Genomic DNA, 18324 nt, shown 5'->3' on the forward strand with positions numbered 1-18324 from the left:
CGCCATGCCCGTCTCCCGCCTCCGCCGTCCCGCCCTGACCCTTCCGGCCACCGCCCTGACCGCCTCCCTCGCCCTGTCCGCGTGCGGCTCGGCGGGCACCGGTCCCGGCGCCGAGGGCGCGGACACCTCCGCCCCGCTGCGCGTGGCCGTCACCCCCGTCCCGCACGCCGACATCCTGGCGTTCGTCGACGCGGAGCTGGCCGACGACGCCGGCATCGACCTCGAGATCGTGGAGTTCACCGACTACGTCCAGCCCAACGTCGCGCTCGACCAGGGCTCGGTGGACGCCAACTACTACCAGCACGGCGTCTTCCTGGCCGACCAGGAGGAGCAGGCCGGCTACGACTTCACCGGGCTGGCGACCATCAGCTTCCAGCCGATGGGCCTGTACTCCGAGACGGTGGCCGACCTGGCGGACCTGCCCGACGGGGCGACCGTCGCGATCCCCAACGACCCGGTCAACGGCTCCCGCGGCCTGAAGCTGCTCGCGCAGGAGGGGCTCATCACCCTGGCCGACCCCGACGCCCCGGTGCCGACCCTGCTCGACGTCACCGACAACGCCAAGGACCTGCGGTTCGAGGAGGTCGAGGCCGCCCAGCTGCCCCGCAGCCTGGGTGACGTCGACGTCGCGGCCGTGCCGGGCAACTACGCCCTCGACGCCGAGCTCTCGCCCCAGGACGACGCCCTGGTCGCCGAGGACACCAGCGACACCACCTACGCCAACCAGCTCGTCGTCCGCGCCGGCGACGAGGAGGACCCGCGGATCGTCACGCTGCTGGAGCTGCTGACCTCCGAGGAGGTCCGCCGGCACATCGACGAGACCTACGACGGGGCCGTCGTCGCGGCCTTCTGACCTGCCGACCACCCGCACCACCCGACCCGACACACCGAGGACACCATCCATGCGCACCACCCTGTCCCTGACCGCCCTCCTCGCCACCGGCGCGCTCGTGCTGAGCGCCTGCGGAGCCGACGCCGACGACGGGACGACCGCCGCCGGCGGCACCGGGACCGGCCCGCTCACGGTCGGCGTCTCGCCCGTTCCGCACGCGGAGATCCTGCAGTTCGTCGACCAGGAGCTGGCGGCCGACGCCGGGATCGACCTCGAGCTGGTCGAGTTCACCGACTACGTCCAGCCCAACGTGGCCCTGGCCGACGGCTCCCTGGACGCGAACTACTTCCAGCACGAGCCCTACCTGGCCGAGCAGGAGGCCGCCGCGGGCTACGACTTCGAGGCCGTCACCCCCGTGCACCTCGAGCCGCTCGGCCTCTACTCCGAGACGGTCGGCTCCGTCGAGGAGATCGCCGACGCGCCCAGGTCGCCATCCCCAACGACCCCACCAACGGTGCGCGCGCCCTCGAGCTGCTCGCCGACCAGGGGCTGATCACCCTGGCCGACACCGGAGAGGCCTCGGCCACCGTCCTGGACGTGGAGGAGAACGCCCGCGACCTGGAGTTCGTCGCCATCGAGGCCGACCTGTCGCCGGCCGAGGACGCCATCGCGGCGGAGTCGCCGGAGGGCAACCCCTACGCCAACCTGCTCGTGGTCCGCGCGGGCGACGAGACCGACCCCCGGGTCGCCACCCTGGCCGAGCTGCTCGCCTCCGAGGAGGTCGCGCAGTTCATCGAGGAGACCTACTCCGGCACGGTGATCTCCGCCCGCTCCTGAGGGGGTACGACGTGGCCGCGGGGCCGGTGGGACGCACCCACCGGCCCCGCGGCATCCCTGCCCTCCTAGCATCTGGACATGCAGACCGGCAGCAGCCGCTTCCTCGACCTCGCCGACCCCGCCTTCGACGTCACCTCACCGGAGGTGCACGCGGCGCGCGAGGAGGCCTTCTGGGCCCGGACCAGCTACGGCTACGCCGTGCTGCGCCACGCCGAGGTGACCGCACTGCTCAAGGACCGCCGCTTCCGCCAGGGCAACGCCCGGTGGCCGGCGCAGAACGGCATCACCTCCGGGATGTTCAGCCAGTGGTGGCAGAAGGTGCTGCTCTCGCTCGAGGGCGAGGACCACCTGCGGCTGCGGCGGCTGCTCAACCCGGCCTTCAAGCAGGGCGCTGTCACGCCGATGGTGCCGGGTTTCACCGAGCTGGCGCACGAGCTGGTCGACGGGTTCGGCGAGCGCGGGTCGGTCGAGCTGATCGGCGAGTTCGCCGAGCCCTACGCCTCCCGGGTGCTGTGCCGGCTCATCGGCCTGCCGGAGGATGAGTGGGCGCAGGTCGCGCGCTGGGCCGACGACCTCGGCAAGAGCTTCGGGGTGCGGGTCAGGGAGGACCTGCCGCGGATCGAGCGGGCGCTGGAGGGGCTGTACGGCTACTGCGACGCGGTCGTCCGGGACCGCGCCGCCGCCCCGCGGGACGACCTCGTCTCCGACCTCGTCCGCGCCCAGCAGGAGGGCCGGCTGTCGGCCGAGGAGCTGTCGGTGGCGCTCGTCTTCCTCGTCTTCGCCGGCATGGAGACCACCCGCAACCAGCTCGGCCTGGCGGTGCAGACCCTGCTGGCCCACCCGGAGCAGTGGCGGCTGCTGGCCGAGCGTCCGGAGCTGGGCCGCAACGCGGTCGAGGAGGTGATGCGCGTCAACCCCACGGTCACCTGGATCACCCGGGAGGCGCTCGAGGACGTCGACCTCGGCGACGGGCTGGTCGTGCGGGCCGGCGACATCGTGCAGGTCCTCTCGCACAGCGCCGGCACGGATCCGCGGGCGCAGCCGGACCCGTCGTTCGACATCACGGTGGAGCACCTGATGCACATGGGGTTCGGCGGTGGGGTGCACCACTGCCTGGGGCACTGGGTGGCGCGCCTGGACATGGCCGTGGCGCTGCCGGTCCTCGCCGCGCGGATGCCGGACGCCCGGCCGGACGGGCCGGGCGAGTGGCTCCCGGTCTCGGGCAACACCGGCGCGGTGCGCTACCCGCTCGTGTTCACCCCCACGCCGACCGGGGGCAGGTAGTCCGGCACGAGCCGGGCGCCGTTGTGCCACAGCACGTCCCGCATCCAGTCCTCCCCCAGGCCCCACCGGTGCAGGGCCTCGAGCTGGTGGGCGTAGGGGTAGGGCAGGTTGGGGAAGTCCGAGCCCAGCACGATCCGGGGCCGCAGCTCGGCCAGCCGGCCGAGGAAGCGCGGTGGCACCGGGGCGAGCCGCTCCATGAAGTCCGTGCCGACCATCGTCGTGTCCAGGTGCACCCGCTCGTGGGCCTCGACCAGGTCGGCGAAGGCGTCGTAGTCCGGCATCCCCATGTGCGCGACGACGAGCGTCAGGTCGGGGTGGTCGGCCAGCAGGCGGGCCACCCCCTCGGGCCCGCTGAAGCGCCCGGCCCGGGGTCCGTGCCCGGCGTGGATCACCACCGGCACCCGGGCCTGGGCCAGCACCTCCCACGCCTCGTCCAGCTCCTCGTCGGCAGGATCCAGGTCGCTGACGACGACGTGCACCTTGACCAGCTGCAGACCGCCGGCCACCGCCTCGCGCATCTGCTGCGCCGCACCCGGTTCCGGGTAGAGGGTCGCGCACCGCAGGACCTGGGGGTGGGCGTCGGCGAAGTCGGCGCACCAGGCGTTCAACGAGGCGGCCATCCCCGGACGGTGCGCGTAGGTCAGCGCCGGGACCCGGTGCACCCCGAGGGCGGCCAGGGTGCGCAGCCGGTCCTCCGTGCCGGTGCGGTAGCGGACGGGCCAGGCGACCCCGTAGTGCCGCTCCCCCTCGTCGAAGTAGGCCCAGATGCGCTGCATGAGCCGGTCGGGGTGGAAGTGCACGTGCACGTCCGCCAGGCCGGGCACGTCCAGGGCGCGCAGGTAGGCGGCCACCTCGCCGTCCGTGCGGGGTGCCCGCAGGGAGGTTCCGCCGCCGGTCATCCCGCGGCCCTCCGCAGCGCGTCCCCGGCCTGGACCCCGTAGCCGCCGCCGAACAGCAGCGCGTGCACGAGCAGCGGCACGAGCTGGTGGACCGCGACCCGCTCCCGCCACCCCTCGGCCAGCGGCAGCTCCTCGACGTAGGAGGCGAAGACCCGGCCGCTGAAGCCGCCGAACAGCTGCATCATCGCCAGGTCGGTCTCCCGGTGCCCGTAGTGGGCGCAGGGGTCGATCAGCCAGCTCCGGCCGTCCGGGTCGGTCAACCGGTTGCCCGCCCACAGGTCGCCGTGCACGAGGGTCGGCGGCTCGGGCGGCCCCAGGCGCCCGGCGTCGATCCGCTCGGCGAGGGCGGCCGTGTCCGGGTCGAGGCGCCCCTCGTCGGCGGCCCGGCGCGCGAGCGGCACCACCCGGTGCCCGACCCAGCTCTCCACCCAGGTGTCTGTGGGGGTGAGGTCCACCGGGCAGGCGCCCAGGTATGCCGTGGGCTCCCCGTCGACCGAGCCGTAGCGCTCCCCGGTGGTGCGGTGCAGCGCCGCCAGCTCCCGGCCGAACTCCTCCTCGGTGGCGGCGGTGCGCGCGTGGCCCTGGGGGACCCACGACAGGGTGATCCGGTCGGTCCGCACGCCCAGCACCTGCGGCACCCTCGCCCCGGCGGCGGCCAGCGCCCGCAGGCCGGCCGCCTCGCGCTCGAAGAACTGCGGGGGCGCCTCGGCCAGCGTCTTGGTGAACACCTCGGTGCCGTCGGGCAGGCGGTCCCGGGAGGGCGTGCCGGTCGGGGACGTCCCGGCGGTCATGCCCGTCCGTCCGCGCCGGCCAGCTCGTCGGCGAGCTGCTCGACCAGGTCGGACCCGCCGGTGGCGTAGGCGAGCCAGTCCTTGCCCTGGTCCTGGCGCCGCCCCACCTCCTCGGCCCACCGGGTCCGGGCGTCCGCGAGGGCGGCGAGCGCCGCGGCGTCCCGCCCCTCCCCGGCCAGCTCCCGCCGCAGTGCACGGACCAGCTCGCTGGCCGCGGCGTACCTGCCCTCGTGGAGCTTGTAGGAGGGGAAGGAGCGCCCGTCCCGGGCCAGCGAGCAGGCGCTCGTCGGTCCGGCGAGCGCGGTCATCGTCATGACGGCCTCGGCCCGCAGCTCGGCGGCCCTGGCCTCGAGCCGGTCCGCCGTCCCACCGGCGGTCACGACACGGCCCCACGCCGGTCGAGGATCTGCTCGAGCGTCCCGTCGACGATCGCCGTGACGAGGGCCTCGACCGCCTCCTCGATCTGGTCGTACATCCGCCCGTAGGCGGCCTCGGGCAGCCCCCAGGGGTCGGGGACGTCGCGCACGCCCTCCGCGGCGTCGGGGGCGAAGGCCCCGAGCCGGACGACCTTGCGGGCGTCCTCGGGCCGACGGGCCAGGGCCAGCACGTCCTGCTCGTTGGCGGCGTCCATGACCACGACGAGGTCGGCGCCCTCCAGGTCGGCCGGCTCCAGCTGGGCCGCCCGCGCCGGGAAGCGGTAGCCGCGCCGTTCGCCCTCCGCCTGGCTCATCGGGTGCGGCCGTTCCCCCACGTGGTAGTCGGCGGTGCCCGCGGAGGAGACCCGCACGTGGTCCAGCCCGGCCTCGGCCAGCCGTCGCACCAGGACCGCCTCGGCGGCGGGCGAGCGGCAGATGTTGCCCAGGCAGACCGTCATGATGTGCATGGGCGCCAGTCAAGCAGATGCCTCCTGCCCGGCCGTGCCGGCCCGGTCGGGGGCCGCGTGCCATGCTGGGGCGATGGACGCGCAGGTCAGGACCGTGCTCGAGGCCAAGGAGGCCGAGATCGTCGAGGAGATGGCCACCCTGAGCCGCCCGACGCAGGAGCAGGGCAGCATCTCCTTCGGCAAGCGCGTGGGCGACGGGACCGCCATGGCGGTCGACCGGCTGACCGCCGTGACCGCCCACGACAACCTGCAGGGGCTGCTCGACGCGGTCCGGCACGCGCTGGCGCGGCTCGACGAGGGCCGCTACGGGGTTTGCGAGGCGTGCGGGGAGCCGATCCCGCAGGGGCGGCTGGAGGCCCGGCCGTGGGCCACCACCTGCGTGGCGCACTCACGCTGACCCCGGCGCGGGCTCAGCGACGGTCCGGAGCCTCCTCCCCGGTGCGCCGGACGGCGTGCTCGAGGAAGAGCCGGGCCGAGGGCAGCATCGGCTGACCCGTGGACCAGGCGATCCCGACGTCACGGTAGGCCCGGGCGTCGTCGAGGTGCAGCATCGTCAGGCCCTCGTGGGTGGGGGTCCAGGCGTCCGGCACCGGCAGGACGGCCACGCCCAGGCCGGCGGCCACGAAGGCCCGGGTCGTGGGCAGGTCCTGGCAGACCAGGGCGACCTGCGGCTCCACGCCCGCGTCCCGGCACAGCCGCAGGGTGACCTCCCACAGGTGCGAGCGGGGGTGGGTGGCCACGAACGGTTCCCCGGCGGCCTCGGCCAGGTCGAGGTGCCCGCGGCCGGCCCAGCGGTGACCGGGCCCGACGGCGAGCAGGAGCGGCTCGCGCACCAGCACCCGCCAGCGGATCGTGGGGTCCTCGGGGGGCCGGGTGGTGAACTCCAGCTCCACGGCCTCGTGGCCGCCGACCGCCGGAACCAGCTCCTCCTGCCGGGACAGCAGCTCCACCCCCACCCGCGGGTGGGCGGCCCGGAAGTCGCTGACCAGGCCCGGGACCAGCCAGGTCCCCAACGACGGCTGGAAGGCCAGGCTGACCGTCCCGGCCTCGGGGTCCAGGAGCTGCTGCACGGCTGCCAGCCCGTCGTCGAGCTCGTGGACGGCCGCGTCGACGTGCCGCCGGAAGGCGAGTCCGGCCCGGGTCGGGCGCAGGGTGCGTCCGGAACGGCGCAGCAACGGGGTGCCCACCTCGCGCTCCAGCCGGTCCAGGGCCCGGGAGATCCCCGACTGAGCCACCCCCTCGACGTCGCCGAGCTCGGTGAGGGTGGTGCCGTCGGCCACCTGCTGGAACCACCGGAGGGTACGCACGTCCATCCTCGCATGCTCTCACCGCAAGGGTGATATGTCACCCGTTCATTGGACGCATAGCGCCTGCTCAGCCACAATGGAGACATGTCAACTACCACGGCTCTCCCCACCCCCGTCCAGTCCGAGCTCGACACCCTCGCCCAGGTGCCCGTCGTGCTCGGCGGCCCGTCCGCCCGTCGCGGCGCCCACCGCCCGCGCCTCAACTTCCTGAGCCGGGCCAATCGGTCCGAGTCCCCCAACGACGCCGTCGTGCCCCCGCGCCGGATCGCGGGGCGCTTCACCCTCCCCCGCTGAGCCCCGTCCCGACCGACCGTGCGGCCGGACGTTTCGGTCGCACGACCTACGGGGGCGTAGGCTGATGGGTGACATGTCTTCGACTCAACTCCACCACCTCGACCGGGTCGTCATCCGGTTCGCCGGCGACTCCGGCGACGGGATGCAGCTGACCGGCGACCGCTTCACCTCCGACACCGCCTCGCTGGGCAACGACCTGTCCACGCTGCCCAACTTCCCGGCGGAGATCAGGGCGCCCCAGGGCACCCTGCCCGGGGTCTCCAGCTTCCAGCTGCACTTCGCCAACCACGACATCGCCACCCCCGGGGACGCCCCCGACGTGCTGGTCGCGATGAACCCCGCCGCGCTGCGCGCCAACCTCGCCGACCTGCCCCGCGGGGCCACCGTCATCGTCAACAGCGACGAGTTCGGCCGCCGCAACCTGGCCAAGGTCGGCTACGAGGCCAACCCGCTGGAGGACGGGTCGCTGACGGACGCCGGCTACCACGTGCACGCGCTGCCGCTGACGTCGATGGCGGTCGAGGCGCTCGCGGACTTCGACCTGACCCGCAAGGAGAAGGAGCGGGCCAAGAACATGCTGGCCCTGGGCCTGCTCTCCTGGCTCTACTCCCGGGACACCGGTGGCACCGAGGCGTTCCTGCGCGCCAAGTTCGCCCAGGCCCCCGACGTCCTCGAGGCCAACCTGGTGGCCCTGCGGGCGGGGCACGCCTACGGCGAGACGACCGAGGACTTCGCCGTCCGATACGAGGTCGCGCCCGCCCCGATGGCACCGGGCACCTACCGCACCATCACCGGCAACCAGGCCATGGCGCTGGGCCTGGTGGCCGCCGCGCAGCGGGCCGGGCTGCGGCTGGTGCTGGGCTCCTACCCGATCACCCCCGCCTCGGACGTGCTCCACCAGCTGTCCGCGCTCAAGCACCTGGGGGTGACCACGCTGCAGGCCGAGGACGAGATCGCTGCCGTCGGGATGGCGCTGGGCGCCTCCTTCGGCGGCGCCCTGGGGGTGACGACGACCTCCGGCCCCGGCCTGGCGCTGAAGAGCGAGACGATCGGGCTGGCGGTCTCCACCGAGCTGCCCCTCGTCGTCGTCGACATCCAGCGCGGCGGCCCCTCGACCGGGCTGCCGACCAAGACCGAGCAGGCCGACCTGCTGCAGGCGATGTACGGCCGCAACGGCGAGTCGCCCGTGGCGGTCGTCGCGGCGGGCTCCCCCAGCGACTGCTTCGACGCGGCGCTGGAGTCCGTGCGCATCGCCACCACCTACCGCACCCCGGTGATCCTGCTCTCCGACGGCTACCTGGGCAACGGCTCGGAGCCGTGGTCCGTGCCGGACGTGGCCTCGCTGCCCGACCTGACCGTCGAGAAGGCGAGCGCCCCCAACGCGGTGGACGACGCCGGCGAGCCGGTCTTCCACCCCTTCCTGCGCGACGAGCAGACCCTGGCGCGACCGTGGGCCGTCCCGGGCACGCCGGGTCTGGAGCACCGGATCGGCGGCATCGAGAAGGCCGACGTCACCGGGCACATCTCCTACGACCCGGCCAACCACGACCGGATGGTCCGTCTGCGGCAGGCCAAGATCGACCGGATCGCCGACACGATCCCGCCGCTGGCGGTCGACGACCCCGACGGCCGCGCCCGGCTGCTCGTCCTGGGGTGGGGCTCCACCTACGGCCCGGTCGCCGCGGCCACCCGCCTGGCCCGCAGCGCCGGCGCGTCGGTGGCCCGCGCCCACCTGCGCCACCTGAACCCCTTCCCCGCCGACCTGGGCGAGGTGCTGCGCCGCTACGACCGGGTGCTCCTGCCGGAGATGAACCTGGGCCAGCTGGCCCTGCTGCTGCGCGGACGCTTCCTGGTGGACGTGCGCTCGCACACCGCCGTGCGGGGGCTGCCGTTCACCGCCGCCGAGCTCGCCGAGGTGATCCACGCGCACCTGCTGGAGCTCACCGAGGCACCCGAGGAGGCACGTTGACGATGAGCAGGCACATCACGGAGATCGGGATGCCGTCGCCGGGCGGCTCCGCCGCACCCGCGGTCGCACCCCATACCCCCCGGTCCGGCACCGCCGGCGTCCCCGTCCTCCAGGACGGGACGGCGCAGACCAAGAAGGACTTCACCTCCGACCAGGAGGTGCGCTGGTGCCCGGGCTGCGGCGACTACGCGGTGCTCGCGGCGGTGCAGGGGTTCCTGCCCGACCTGGGGCTGCGCCGGGAAAACATCGTCTTCGTGTCCGGGATCGGCTGCTCCAGCCGCTTCCCCTACTACCTGGACACCTACGGCATGCACTCCATCCACGGCCGCGCACCGGCCATCGCCACCGGCCTGGCGACGGCCCGCGAGGACCTGTCCGTGTGGGTCGTCACCGGTGACGGCGACGCCCTGTCCATCGGCGGCAACCACCTCATCCACGCCATGCGGCGCAACGTCAACCTGACGATCCTGCTGTTCAACAACAAGATCTACGGCCTGACCAAGGGGCAGTACTCCCCCACCTCCGAGGTCGGGGCGGTGACGAAGTCGACCCCGGCCGGGTCGGTGGACCACCCGTTCAACCCGGTGTCCTTGGCCCTGGGGGCCGAGGCGACGTTCGTCGCGCGCACCATGGACTCCGACCGCAAGCACCTCACCGAGGTGCTGCGCCAGGCCGCCGAGCACCGCGGCACCGCGCTGGTGGAGATCTACCAGAACTGCCCGATCTTCAACGACGGCGCCTTCCAGCTGCTCAAGGACCGCGACGAGGCCACCGCCCGCCTGGCCCACCTGCGCGCCGGCGAGCCGGTGCGAATCGGCTCCGGCGAGGACGTGCGTGTCGTCGTCCGGGACGACGCCGGACGACTGGCCGTCGTGGCCGAGGCCGACGCCGACCCGGCCCGGGTCGTGGTCCACGACCCCGCCGACCCGGACCCCTCGACGGCCTTCGCCCTCTCCCGCCTCGACGACGCGAGCATGCAGCACGTGCCGATGGGGGTCTTCCGCTCGGTGCAGCGCCCGACCTACGACGACTCCGTGCGCGCCCAGGTGGCCACGGCCGTGGCCGAGGCCCCGCCGGCCGGGTCGCCCGACGAGACGCTGGCCGCGCTCCTGCGCGGGCGGGACACCTGGACCGTCGACGGCACCCGCGCCGGCCAGGTCGAGCAGACCCTGGCGGGCGAGACGTCCGAGGGACCCACTCCTGCGGCCGGGGACGCCCTGGTCGAGGAGGGCGAGGAAGCGTTGGACGAGGAGTGACCGAGGCGCGCCGTCGGCAGGAGGGCACGCTCGCCGGGTTCCTGGCCTACCTGCTCTGGGGCGCCTTCCCCCTCTACTTCGCCACCCTGCGCCCGGCAGGGCCGTGGGAGATCCTGGCCCACCGGATCGTCTGGACCCTGCTGCTGTGCGCGATCGTCCTCGTGCTCACGCGGGACCTGCGCTGGCTGCTCGAGCTGGCCCGCCGCCCGCGTCGGGCCGGCGGGGTCGCCCTGGCCGGCCTGTTCATCGCCCTCAACTGGGGCGTGTACACGTACGCCGTGCTCAGCGGGCACGTCACCGAGGCCGCCCTGGGCTACTTCCTCAACCCCCTGGTCACCGTGGCCCTGGGCGTGGTGGTCCTGCGCGAGACGCTGCGTCGCGCCCAGTGGGTCGCCGTGGCGGTCGGAGGGGTCGCCGCGGTCTACCTGACGATCGACTATGGTCGGCCGCCGTGGATCTCCCTGGTGCTGGCGGTCAGCTTCGCCTCCTACAGCCTGCTGAAGAACCGCCTCGGCATCTCGTTGTCCCCGATCCGCTCGCTCGCCGGGGAGACGCTGGCGATCCTGCCGGTGGCCGTGGTCGTGCTCGTCTGGCTCTCGGCCCGTGGGGAGACCACCTTCCTGGCGCACGGCGGGGTGCACACCGCGCTCCTGGTCTCCACGGGCCTGGCGACCGCGGTGCCGCTGCTCCTCCTCGCCGCGGCGGCCAGCCGGGTGCCGCTGTCCACCATCGGCCTGCTGCAGTTCCTCACCCCCGTCCTGCAGCTGATGACCGGCGTGCTGCTGCTCGGCGAGACCGTGCCCGCCTCCCGCTGGGTGGGCTTCGCGATGGTCTGGGTGGCCCTGGCCGTGCTCACCTGGGACATGGTGACGCACGTGCGACGCTCCCGTCGCGCCCGTCGCGACCTCGTCGAGCCCGCCCCCTGAGGACCGGGTATGGCGCGCCTCACACCGGGTGCACGGCGAGCAATTTTGCACACTGTGCACGAACTTCTATCCTGAACGGGTGACCGACCCGACCGCTCCGCCCCGGGGCACGGTCGACCCGTCCACGGGACGGCGCGAGCTGAACAAGGTCCGCACCCGCGAGGCCGTGGCCGGCTCCCTCCAGGCGCTCCTGCGCCGCCACCCGGTGGCGGAGATCACCGTCGACCAGGTGGCCGAGGGTGCGGGGATCTCCCGCCGCACCTTCTTCAACTACTACGCCGGGCTCCCTGCCGTCCTGGTCGAGGTCTTCTCCGGGCACGCCGAGCAGATGGTGGCCCGGGTCGACACCGCGCTGCTGGCGCGGGACCCGCTGCAGGCCCTGCGCCGCCTGGTCGCCGCAGGAGGTGTCGACCCCGACTTCCTGGCTGGATGGTCGCGCTTAACGCGCACGGACCCGCCGGGGGCGACCCCACCCTCGAACGGGCCGTCTGGACCGAGCTCGGCGCCTGGTTCGAGACCCGCCTCCGGGACCTGTTCCCGGAGGGCACCGACCCCCTCTACCTCACCACGCTGGCCGCCAGCGTCATGCACGCCTTCGCCGCGGCGGAGCAGGAGTGGCTCGCGGGGCCGACCCGTCCCGCGAGCCTGACCCCCCAGGACCTGTCCGCCTTCGGCGAGCATCTCGACCGCGCCCTGGGCCACCTGGCCCGCGGGTGGCGGCCAACCTCTCGCAGCTGACCCGAAAGGACCACGACCGTGGCCGTCCTCCTCAACCGTCTTGGCCGCTGGTGCGCACGTCACCGGTGGGGCGTCGTCGCCGCCTGGGTCGCCATCCTGGCGATCGTCGCCACCGGAGCCCTGGCGCTGATGAAGCCCCTGACCAACGACATCTCCATCCCGGGCAGCCGGTTCGAGACCGTGCTCGACACGCTGCGCGAGGAGATCCCCGAGGCCTCCGGCACGACCGGCACCGTCGTCTTCACCACCAACGAGCCGTTCACCGACGAGCAGCGCGCGTCCGTCGCCGACGTGGTCGAGCAGTGGAACGCCATGCCCGACGTCGAGGCGGTCGACCCCTTCGAGAGCCAGGCCCAGCTGGACGCCACGGCCGAGGACCTGGCCGAGGGTCGCACCCAGCTCGAGGAGGGTCGCGCCGAGCTCGAGCAGGGCGAGGCCGACCTCGCGGACGCCCGCGAGCAGGTCGAGACCGGTCGCGAGGAGCTGGAGACCGGCACGGCCCAGCTCGAGGACAGCCGCACCGAGCTGGAGGCCGGCCGGGCGGAGCTGGAGTCCGGGCAGGCCGAGCTCGACGCCCAGGCCCAGCAGCTGGACGCTGCCCAGGCCGAGCTCGACGCCCGCAGCGCCGAGCTGGAGGCCGGCGTGGCCGCCGGGGTCGTCCCCCCGGCGCAGGCGGAGGCCGCGCGCGCCGAGATCGCCGCCGGCCAGGCACAGATCGACGACGGCCGCCAGCAGCTGGTCGCGGGTCAGCAGCAGCTCGACGCCGGGCTGGCCGAGCTGGAGGCAGGGGAGGCGCAGCTGGCCGCCGGCGAGGCCGAGCTGGAGGCCGCCCGGGAGCAGCTGGCCGAGGCCGAGCAGCAGATCGTTGACGGCGAGGCGGAGCTCGTGGAGGGCCGGGCCGAGCTGGCCGACGCCCAGGCCCAGCTCGAGGCCGGCGAGCGCATGGCCGCCCTCACGGACGGGCTGCGCGTCGTCAACGAGGAGGGCACCGTGGCGATGACCCAGGTGTCCGTGACCGGCAGCAACGCCCAGGCCATCACCCCCGAGGTCGCCGACGAGATCCAGCGCATCGGCGACGCGATCGAGGACGGCAGCGGGGTGGAGGTGGACTTCTCCGCCGAGTTCGCGCTGGACCTCAACAGCATCTTCGGGCCAGGCGAGGCCGTCGGCCTGGCCGTCGCCGGCCTGGTGCTCGTCGTCATGCTGGGCAGCCTGGTCGCGGCCGGCCTGCCCATCCTCATGGCGCTCGTGGGGGTGGGTGTCGGTGTCGCCGGGTCGCTGGCTCTCTCCCCCGTCATCGAGATGCAGTCGATCACCCCGGTCCTGGCGCTCATGCTGGGCCTGGCCGTGGGCATCGACTACTCCCTGTTCCTCATCAACCGGCACCGCCAGCAGCTGCGGCACGGCATGCCGGTCCAGGAGTCCATCGCCCTGGCGGTCGGCACCTCCGGCAACGCCGTCACCTTCGCCGGCCTGACGGTCATCATCGCGCTGTCGGCCCTGGTGCTGACCGGTATGCCGTTCCTGGGCACCATGGGGCTGGTCGCCGCCGCGACGGTGGCCCTGGCCGTCCTGGTCGCCATCACCCTGACCCCGGCGCTGCTGTCCGTCATGGGCCTGCGGGTGCTGCCGAGGAAGGAGCGCGCCGCGATCGCCGCCGGCGACCACCACCTCGCCGACGCCGACGACGCCCGGGAGGCCGACACCACCCGCGGCTGGGCCGCGGTCGTCCAGCGCCGACCCTGGCTGGCCATCCTGGGCGTCGTCGCGATCGTGGCGGCCCTGGGCTACCCCACCGGCCAGCTGCGGCTCGGCCTGCCGGACAGCAGCTCCGAGCCGCTGGGCTCCACCGCCTACACCACCTACGACACCGTCCGCAGCGAGTTCGGCGCCGGCGCGACCGGCCCCATCCTGGCCGTCGCCGAGCTGGACGACCCCGTCGCGGACGGCGAGGTCGCGCTGATGAACGCCCAGGCCGACATCGCCGAGGACCTGGCCGCCGTCGAGGGTGTCGAGCGGGTGCTGCCCGCCGGCGTCAACGACGACCGCGACGTGCTGGCCTTCCAGCTGCAGCCGGCCGGCGGCCCCACCGAGGAGTCCACGGTGGCCCTGGTCGACCGGCTCGACGCCGACCTGGCCGCCCTCGGCCAGGAGCACGGCGCCAGCATCGACATCACCGGCCAGACGGTGGCGAACATCGACATCTCGGAGCAGCTCGCCGAGGCCCTGCCGGTGTACCTGCTCGTCGTCGTGGGGCTGTCCCTGCTGCTCATGATGCTGGTGTTCCGGTCCATCTGGGTGCCCCTGCTGGCCACCGCCGGCTTCCTGCTGTCGATCGTGGCCGCCTTCGGCGCGGTCGTGGCGGTCTACCAGCTGGGCCACCTGGGCGCGGTCTTCGGGGTCCACGAGCCGGGGCCGGTGCTGTCCTTCCTGCCGATCCTGCTCATCGGCATCCTCTTCGGGCTGGCGATGGACTACCAGGTCTTCCTGGTCTCGGCCATGCGCGAGGAGCACGTGCACGGGCGGGACGCGCGGACGGCCGTCGTGACCGGGTTCAACCACAGCGCCCGGGTCGTCACGGCGGCGGCGATCATCATGATCTCGGTCTTCGCCGGCTTCGTGTGGGCGCACCTGACGATGGTCCGGCCGATCGGGCTGGGCCTGGCGCTCGGCGTGCTCGTCGACGCCTTCCTGGTGCGGATGACGCTCACCCCGGCGGTGCTCTCGCTGCTCGGCGAGCGTGCCTGGTGGTTCCCGCGGCGGCTGGACCGGATCCTGCCGGACGTCGACGTGGAGGGCGCCCAGCTGGAGCGGTCGCTGGGGACGTCGGCCGGGGGGTCGGTGGCGCCGACCCAGGAGCCGGGAGCCCGGGATCAGGCGCCGGTGGGCTCGCCCAGCCGCTGACCCGCGGCCCGGGACAGCGCCCGGGCGCCGGCCCGCGCCGCCCCGTCGCCCTCGGTGACCTGGACGGCCAGCCGGCGCCCGTCCGCGCGCCAGACGACCAGGCCGGGGCCGCCGTCGACGACGTAGGAGGTGCGGTCGGGCAGCGGCCGCAGCCCGATCCCGCCCCAGGCCATGGGGTCCAGGTCCTTCACCTCGACGCCCAGGACGTCCTCGGCGGGCACCCGGAGGAGCCGCACCGGGAGCACGCGCGAGCCGATCAGCAGGCCGTCGGCGTCCACGACCACACGCACGCGCGACCAGGCCAGCGCCAGGCCCCCTGCCACGAGGCCGAACACCAGCACCCCCAGCGCCAGCACCACGCCCTCCCCCATGAGCAGGACCACGGCCGCGGTCACGACGAAGACCCCCAGCAGCCCCAGGCCCTGCGCACGCAGCGTCCCGGAGGACACGTCGGTGGCCCACTCCTCGACCGGCGCCACCGCCCGCCCCCGCACGGCCGGAACCCGGGCCCGCTCCGGCACGCGTTCCAGCAGCTGGGCCCGGGGCCGGGACCGCCGGCCGTGCAGCCGGTGGCCCGCCCAGCCGGCCAGGAGGGCGACCACTGCCACGGCGGTCCACCGCAGCCCCGGCGCGGCGGCGCCGACCAGCGCGACGGCATACCCGCCCCAGCCCACGGCGGCGGACGCGGCCAGCCCCCACCGGCCCCACCCCGCGGGGACCACCCGGCTCAGCAGCGCCACCCCGGCGGCCGCCAGGGCGGCCAGCACCGTCGCGGTCAGCGCGGTCTGCAGGAGGGAACCGTCGACGCCGGACCCGGGACGCGCGGCGCGGGGCAGGGTCAGCAGGAGCAGGGCCAGCGGCAGCATGGCCCACAGGCCGGCCAGGACGCGGCGCACGCGGGCTCCTCTCGGGAGGGGTCAGGACCGCTCCAGGGTATGCCGGGCCCCCTGCACTAGGTTGGGGGCGTCATGACGACCCCCGCCAGCCCCCAGCCCGAGGACACCCTCGGCCACGTCGTCCACACCGCCCAGCAGATCGCGGCCACCGACGTCGAGGACGTGCGGCACGCGATGCGCACCGCCCTGGCGGGTGCCCGGCACCTGACCGGGGCGCGGGCGGCCGTCCTGACCGTCGAGGACGAGGAGCACCCCGGCTGGGTCGCCCACGTCCTGACCGACGGGGTGGCCCCGGACGACCCGGTCGTGGAGGCCCTGACCTCCTCCACGGTCCACGACGGCCCGGAGGCGGTGCTGGGCACGCCCGTCGTCGTCGGGGGCCAACGGTTCGGGACCCTGCACGTCGTGGGGGCGAGTCGTCCGGACGACGCGGCCGTGCCCAGCTGCCTGCGGCTGGTCGCCACCGTCCTGGGGCTGCGGCTGGGCAAGGAGCGCCAGCGCCGGGTCGCCGGGCTGTACGAGGGGGTGGCAGCCTCCCTGTGGGCCATCGACCGCACCATCGTGGAGTCGGTGGACCTCGAGGTCGCCCTGCCGCTGCTGACCGACCGTGCCCGCGAGCTCACCGGGGCGCGCGCGGTGGCCCTGGTCGGCACCCGGCCCGACGGCGAGCTGCGGGTGCTGGCGGCCTCCGGTCCGGAGGCGGGGGCCGCGCTGGCCGAGCTGGGGCCCGACCTGCGCGAGGTCATGGCCGACGGGTCGCCGCACCACTGGACGACCACGCGCGACCCGGTGTCGCTGGCGGCCACCGCCACGCCGCGGACGGGGGACGCGGCCGCCGACGCCGAGGCGCGCAGCAGCACCAGCCTGGTGCCGCTGGACACCCGGGCGGGACTGCCGACGGTCCTCGTGGTCCACCGGTGGTCGCCGTCGCCCGGCGTCTCCGCCCGGCAGGTGCGGGACGTCATCAGCGCCCTGGCCCTGCACGCCACGCTGGTCCTGGACCGGGAGCACGGGGAGCGCGACCACGACCTGGTCACCCTCCTGCAGGACCGCGACCGGATCGCCCGCGACCTGCACGACCTGGTCATCCAGCGTCTCTTCGCGGTGGGCCTGACCCTGCAGGGCGCGGCGCGGCACAGCGAGGACGGCGAGCTCGTCGAACGGCTCGGCGGGGCCGTCGCCGAGCTGGACCAGACGATCCGCGACATCCGGGCCACGATCTTCGAGCTGCGCCACCACCCGGGGGCGGGCAGCTTCCGGGCCGACCTGCGCCAGCTGGTGGAGTCCTACGCCTCCACGCTGGGCTTCGCACCGGTGGTCCACCTGCGGGGACCGCTGGACTCGGTGGCCGACGAGGAGGTGCACACCCAGGTGCTGATGGTCGTGCGGGAGGCGCTGTCCAACGTGGCCCGGCACGCCCGGGCCACCTCGGTCGTGGTCACCGCAGAGGTGGTCGACGACCCGTCGGCCCTGCGCCTGGTCGTGCGGGACGACGGCGTCGGCATCGGGCCGGAGGTGGCCGAGTCCGGGCTGGGCAACGTGCGCGCCCGGGCCACGGACCGCGGAGGCACCGTGGAGCTGCGTCGGGTCCGCCCCCACGGCACCGAGCTCATCTGGTCGGTGCCCCTGTAGGACCGCCGCCGGGGAGGACCGGAGGATGCTGCCTCAGAGGACCATGACGGGGCAGGTCGCGTCCTCGACCACGGCGCACGCACGCGGACCGCGGGGAAGGACCAGGATCTCGGCCCGCCCGGCCAGGTCCAGAAGGGTGGAGACGGGGTGGCGGTCGGTCACGAGCGGGCGCAGCTGGACGGTCGGGTATGCCGCCCGCCAGCGCTCCAGCAGACCGTCCAGCTGCTCGGCGGCGCGGTGGGCGTACTCGTCCCACACCTGCACGATGGACCGGCCCTCGGCCGCGACCGTGGACGGGACGCGCCAGTGCAGGACGGCCACGAGGGGACGCCCGGTGCGGTGCGCCCGGGACATCGCCACCCCGAGCACCTCCTCGGGCTGCGTGGCACGGTGCGCGGTCAGCGGCTCCGCCGGGCGTCCGGCGGCCCAGCCCGCGTCGGGTGAGACGTCGACCACCACCGGGGAGTCGGCGGACGGGGGCGCCCAGGCGTCCGGCCCCTGACCCGCCGGGACGACGACCGTGACGGGTCCGTCGTCGTGGACGAGCCGGCGGGCGGTGGACCCCAGGCTCAGCCCGGCGAACCCGCCGGCGCCGCGCCGACCGACGACCAGCAGGCCCGGACCCTCCCCGGCGGGTCCTTCGCCCTGCTCCTGCCCCTGCCCGCCGGCCGGGCGGCTGCGCTCGAGCACGGCCCGCAGGGCGGGGGCTGCGGCCCCCTCCCCTCCGTGGGTGGCCGGGGTCGGTCGCCCCCCGGACGCGGACTTGCTCCGCGGTCGCCAGGCGACCGCGGAGGCGGAGGAGGCCGACCCGTCCACGCCCACCAGCACCGGACCCAGGGCCCGAACCGTGGCGCTCACGACCCGACCCCGGATCTC

General features: G+C 74.6%; 19 protein-coding genes. 12 read left to right on the plus strand and 7 right to left on the minus strand.

What is annotated here, in order from left to right; genetic code table 11:
* Nucleotides 1-4 precede the first annotated feature (4 nt).
* The 4 genes from BJF81_RS02025 (at nucleotide 5) to BJF81_RS02035 (ending at nucleotide 2953) form a co-directional block, all read left to right on the plus strand.
* Entirely contained in the window at nucleotides 5-853 is an 849-nt protein-coding gene (locus tag BJF81_RS02025) for a MetQ/NlpA family ABC transporter substrate-binding protein (protein WP_075956938.1), read from the plus strand.
* A gap of 49 nt (nucleotides 854-902) precedes the next feature.
* Complete coding sequence (locus BJF81_RS20695) at nucleotides 903-1385, plus strand: MetQ/NlpA family ABC transporter substrate-binding protein (RefSeq protein WP_342447043.1); 483 nt, start codon at nucleotides 903-905, stop codon at nucleotides 1383-1385.
* Complete coding sequence (locus BJF81_RS20700; protein ID WP_342447044.1) at nucleotides 1364-1669, plus strand: MetQ/NlpA family ABC transporter substrate-binding protein; 306 nt, start codon at nucleotides 1364-1366, stop codon at nucleotides 1667-1669. Before BJF81_RS20695 ends, BJF81_RS20700 begins: the two co-directional genes overlap by 22 nt.
* Nucleotides 1670-1747: 78 nt before the next feature.
* Nucleotides 1748-2953: a cytochrome P450 gene (locus BJF81_RS02035; RefSeq protein ID WP_075956939.1), complete on the plus strand. Its 1206-nt coding sequence runs from the start codon at nucleotides 1748-1750 to the stop codon at nucleotides 2951-2953.
* Here BJF81_RS02035 and BJF81_RS02040 read toward each other — a convergent pair.
* The 4 genes from BJF81_RS02040 to BJF81_RS02055 are packed head-to-tail and all read right to left on the minus strand — an operon-like array spanning nucleotide 2911 to nucleotide 5526.
* The gene (locus BJF81_RS02040; protein WP_075956940.1) at nucleotides 2911-3852 is read right to left on the minus strand and encodes an amidohydrolase family protein; all 942 of its coding nucleotides are present in this window, start codon (nucleotides 3850-3852) and stop codon (nucleotides 2911-2913) included. The genes BJF81_RS02035 and BJF81_RS02040 overlap by 43 nt on opposite strands.
* Nucleotides 3849-4643 (minus strand): fructosamine kinase family protein, encoded by a 795-nt coding sequence (locus BJF81_RS02045; RefSeq protein ID WP_083663923.1) that lies wholly within the window; start codon nucleotides 4641-4643, stop codon nucleotides 3849-3851. The genes BJF81_RS02040 and BJF81_RS02045 overlap by 4 nt, the downstream gene beginning before the upstream one ends.
* Entirely contained in the window at nucleotides 4640-5023 is a 384-nt protein-coding gene (locus BJF81_RS02050; protein WP_075956941.1) for a hypothetical protein, read from the minus strand. The genes BJF81_RS02045 and BJF81_RS02050 overlap by 4 nt, the downstream gene beginning before the upstream one ends.
* Complete coding sequence (locus BJF81_RS02055) at nucleotides 5020-5526, minus strand: low molecular weight protein-tyrosine-phosphatase (protein WP_075956942.1); 507 nt, start codon at nucleotides 5524-5526, stop codon at nucleotides 5020-5022. The genes BJF81_RS02050 and BJF81_RS02055 overlap by 4 nt, the downstream gene beginning before the upstream one ends.
* A 73-nt stretch (nucleotides 5527-5599) precedes the next feature.
* On the opposite strand from BJF81_RS02055, the gene BJF81_RS02060 reads away from it, so the two are divergent.
* Complete coding sequence (locus BJF81_RS02060) at nucleotides 5600-5923, plus strand: TraR/DksA family transcriptional regulator (protein WP_075956943.1); 324 nt, start codon at nucleotides 5600-5602, stop codon at nucleotides 5921-5923.
* Between the two features lie 13 nt (nucleotides 5924-5936).
* Here the strand turns inward: BJF81_RS02060 and BJF81_RS02065 are convergent, their stop codons facing one another.
* Nucleotides 5937-6839 carry a LysR family transcriptional regulator gene (locus tag BJF81_RS02065; protein WP_075956944.1) on the minus strand — a complete coding sequence of 301 codons (903 nt, stop codon included), beginning with the start codon at nucleotides 6837-6839 and terminating at the stop codon, nucleotides 5937-5939.
* 78 nt (nucleotides 6840-6917) lie between these two features.
* Here BJF81_RS02065 and BJF81_RS02070 point away from each other — a divergent pair, with 78 nt between their 5' ends.
* The 6 genes from BJF81_RS02070 to BJF81_RS02100 all read left to right on the plus strand — a co-directional run bounded on the left by BJF81_RS02070 (nucleotide 6918) and on the right by BJF81_RS02100 (nucleotide 14920).
* Nucleotides 6918-7127 (plus strand): hypothetical protein, encoded by a 210-nt coding sequence (locus BJF81_RS02070; protein WP_075956945.1) that lies wholly within the window; start codon nucleotides 6918-6920, stop codon nucleotides 7125-7127.
* Between the two features lie 73 nt (nucleotides 7128-7200).
* Nucleotides 7201-9096: a 2-oxoacid:acceptor oxidoreductase subunit alpha gene (locus tag BJF81_RS02075; protein WP_075956966.1), complete on the plus strand. Its 1896-nt coding sequence runs from the start codon at nucleotides 7201-7203 to the stop codon at nucleotides 9094-9096.
* A 29-nt stretch (nucleotides 9097-9125) separates the two neighbouring features.
* On the plus strand, nucleotides 9126-10352 hold the full coding sequence (locus BJF81_RS02080; RefSeq protein ID WP_075956967.1) for a 2-oxoacid:ferredoxin oxidoreductase subunit beta: 1227 nt from the start codon (nucleotides 9126-9128) through the stop codon (nucleotides 10350-10352).
* The gene (rarD, locus tag BJF81_RS02085) at nucleotides 10349-11278 is read left to right on the plus strand and encodes an EamA family transporter RarD (RefSeq protein WP_075956946.1); all 930 of its coding nucleotides are present in this window, start codon (nucleotides 10349-10351) and stop codon (nucleotides 11276-11278) included. The genes BJF81_RS02080 and rarD overlap by 4 nt, the downstream gene beginning before the upstream one ends.
* Before the next feature lie 429 nt (nucleotides 11279-11707).
* Nucleotides 11708-12016 (plus strand): hypothetical protein, encoded by a 309-nt coding sequence (locus BJF81_RS02095; protein ID WP_075956948.1) that lies wholly within the window; start codon nucleotides 11708-11710, stop codon nucleotides 12014-12016.
* A gap of 18 nt (nucleotides 12017-12034) precedes the next feature.
* The gene (locus tag BJF81_RS02100) at nucleotides 12035-14920 is read left to right on the plus strand and encodes an MMPL family transporter (protein WP_075956949.1); all 2886 of its coding nucleotides are present in this window, start codon (nucleotides 12035-12037) and stop codon (nucleotides 14918-14920) included.
* On the opposite strand, the gene BJF81_RS02105 is transcribed toward BJF81_RS02100, so the two are convergent.
* Nucleotides 14890-15816 (minus strand): hypothetical protein, encoded by a 927-nt coding sequence (locus BJF81_RS02105; RefSeq protein WP_075956950.1) that lies wholly within the window; start codon nucleotides 15814-15816, stop codon nucleotides 14890-14892. The genes BJF81_RS02100 and BJF81_RS02105 overlap by 31 nt on opposite strands.
* Nucleotides 15817-15888: 72 nt before the next feature.
* On the opposite strand from BJF81_RS02105, the gene BJF81_RS20525 reads away from it, so the two are divergent.
* A complete protein-coding gene (locus BJF81_RS20525) occupies nucleotides 15889-17448 on the plus strand; it encodes a sensor histidine kinase (RefSeq protein WP_075956951.1) in 1560 nt (519 codons plus the stop codon).
* Nucleotides 17449-17481: 33 nt separating this feature from the next.
* On the opposite strand, the gene BJF81_RS02115 is transcribed toward BJF81_RS20525, so the two are convergent.
* Nucleotides 17482-18324: hypothetical protein (locus BJF81_RS02115; protein ID WP_237769958.1), on the minus strand; the 843-nt coding region annotated here is incomplete at its 5' end.

Source organism: Ornithinimicrobium sp. CNJ-824 (assembly GCF_001942405.1).
Taxonomy (GTDB): domain Bacteria; phylum Actinomycetota; class Actinomycetes; order Actinomycetales; family Dermatophilaceae; genus Ornithinicoccus; species Ornithinicoccus kibberensis.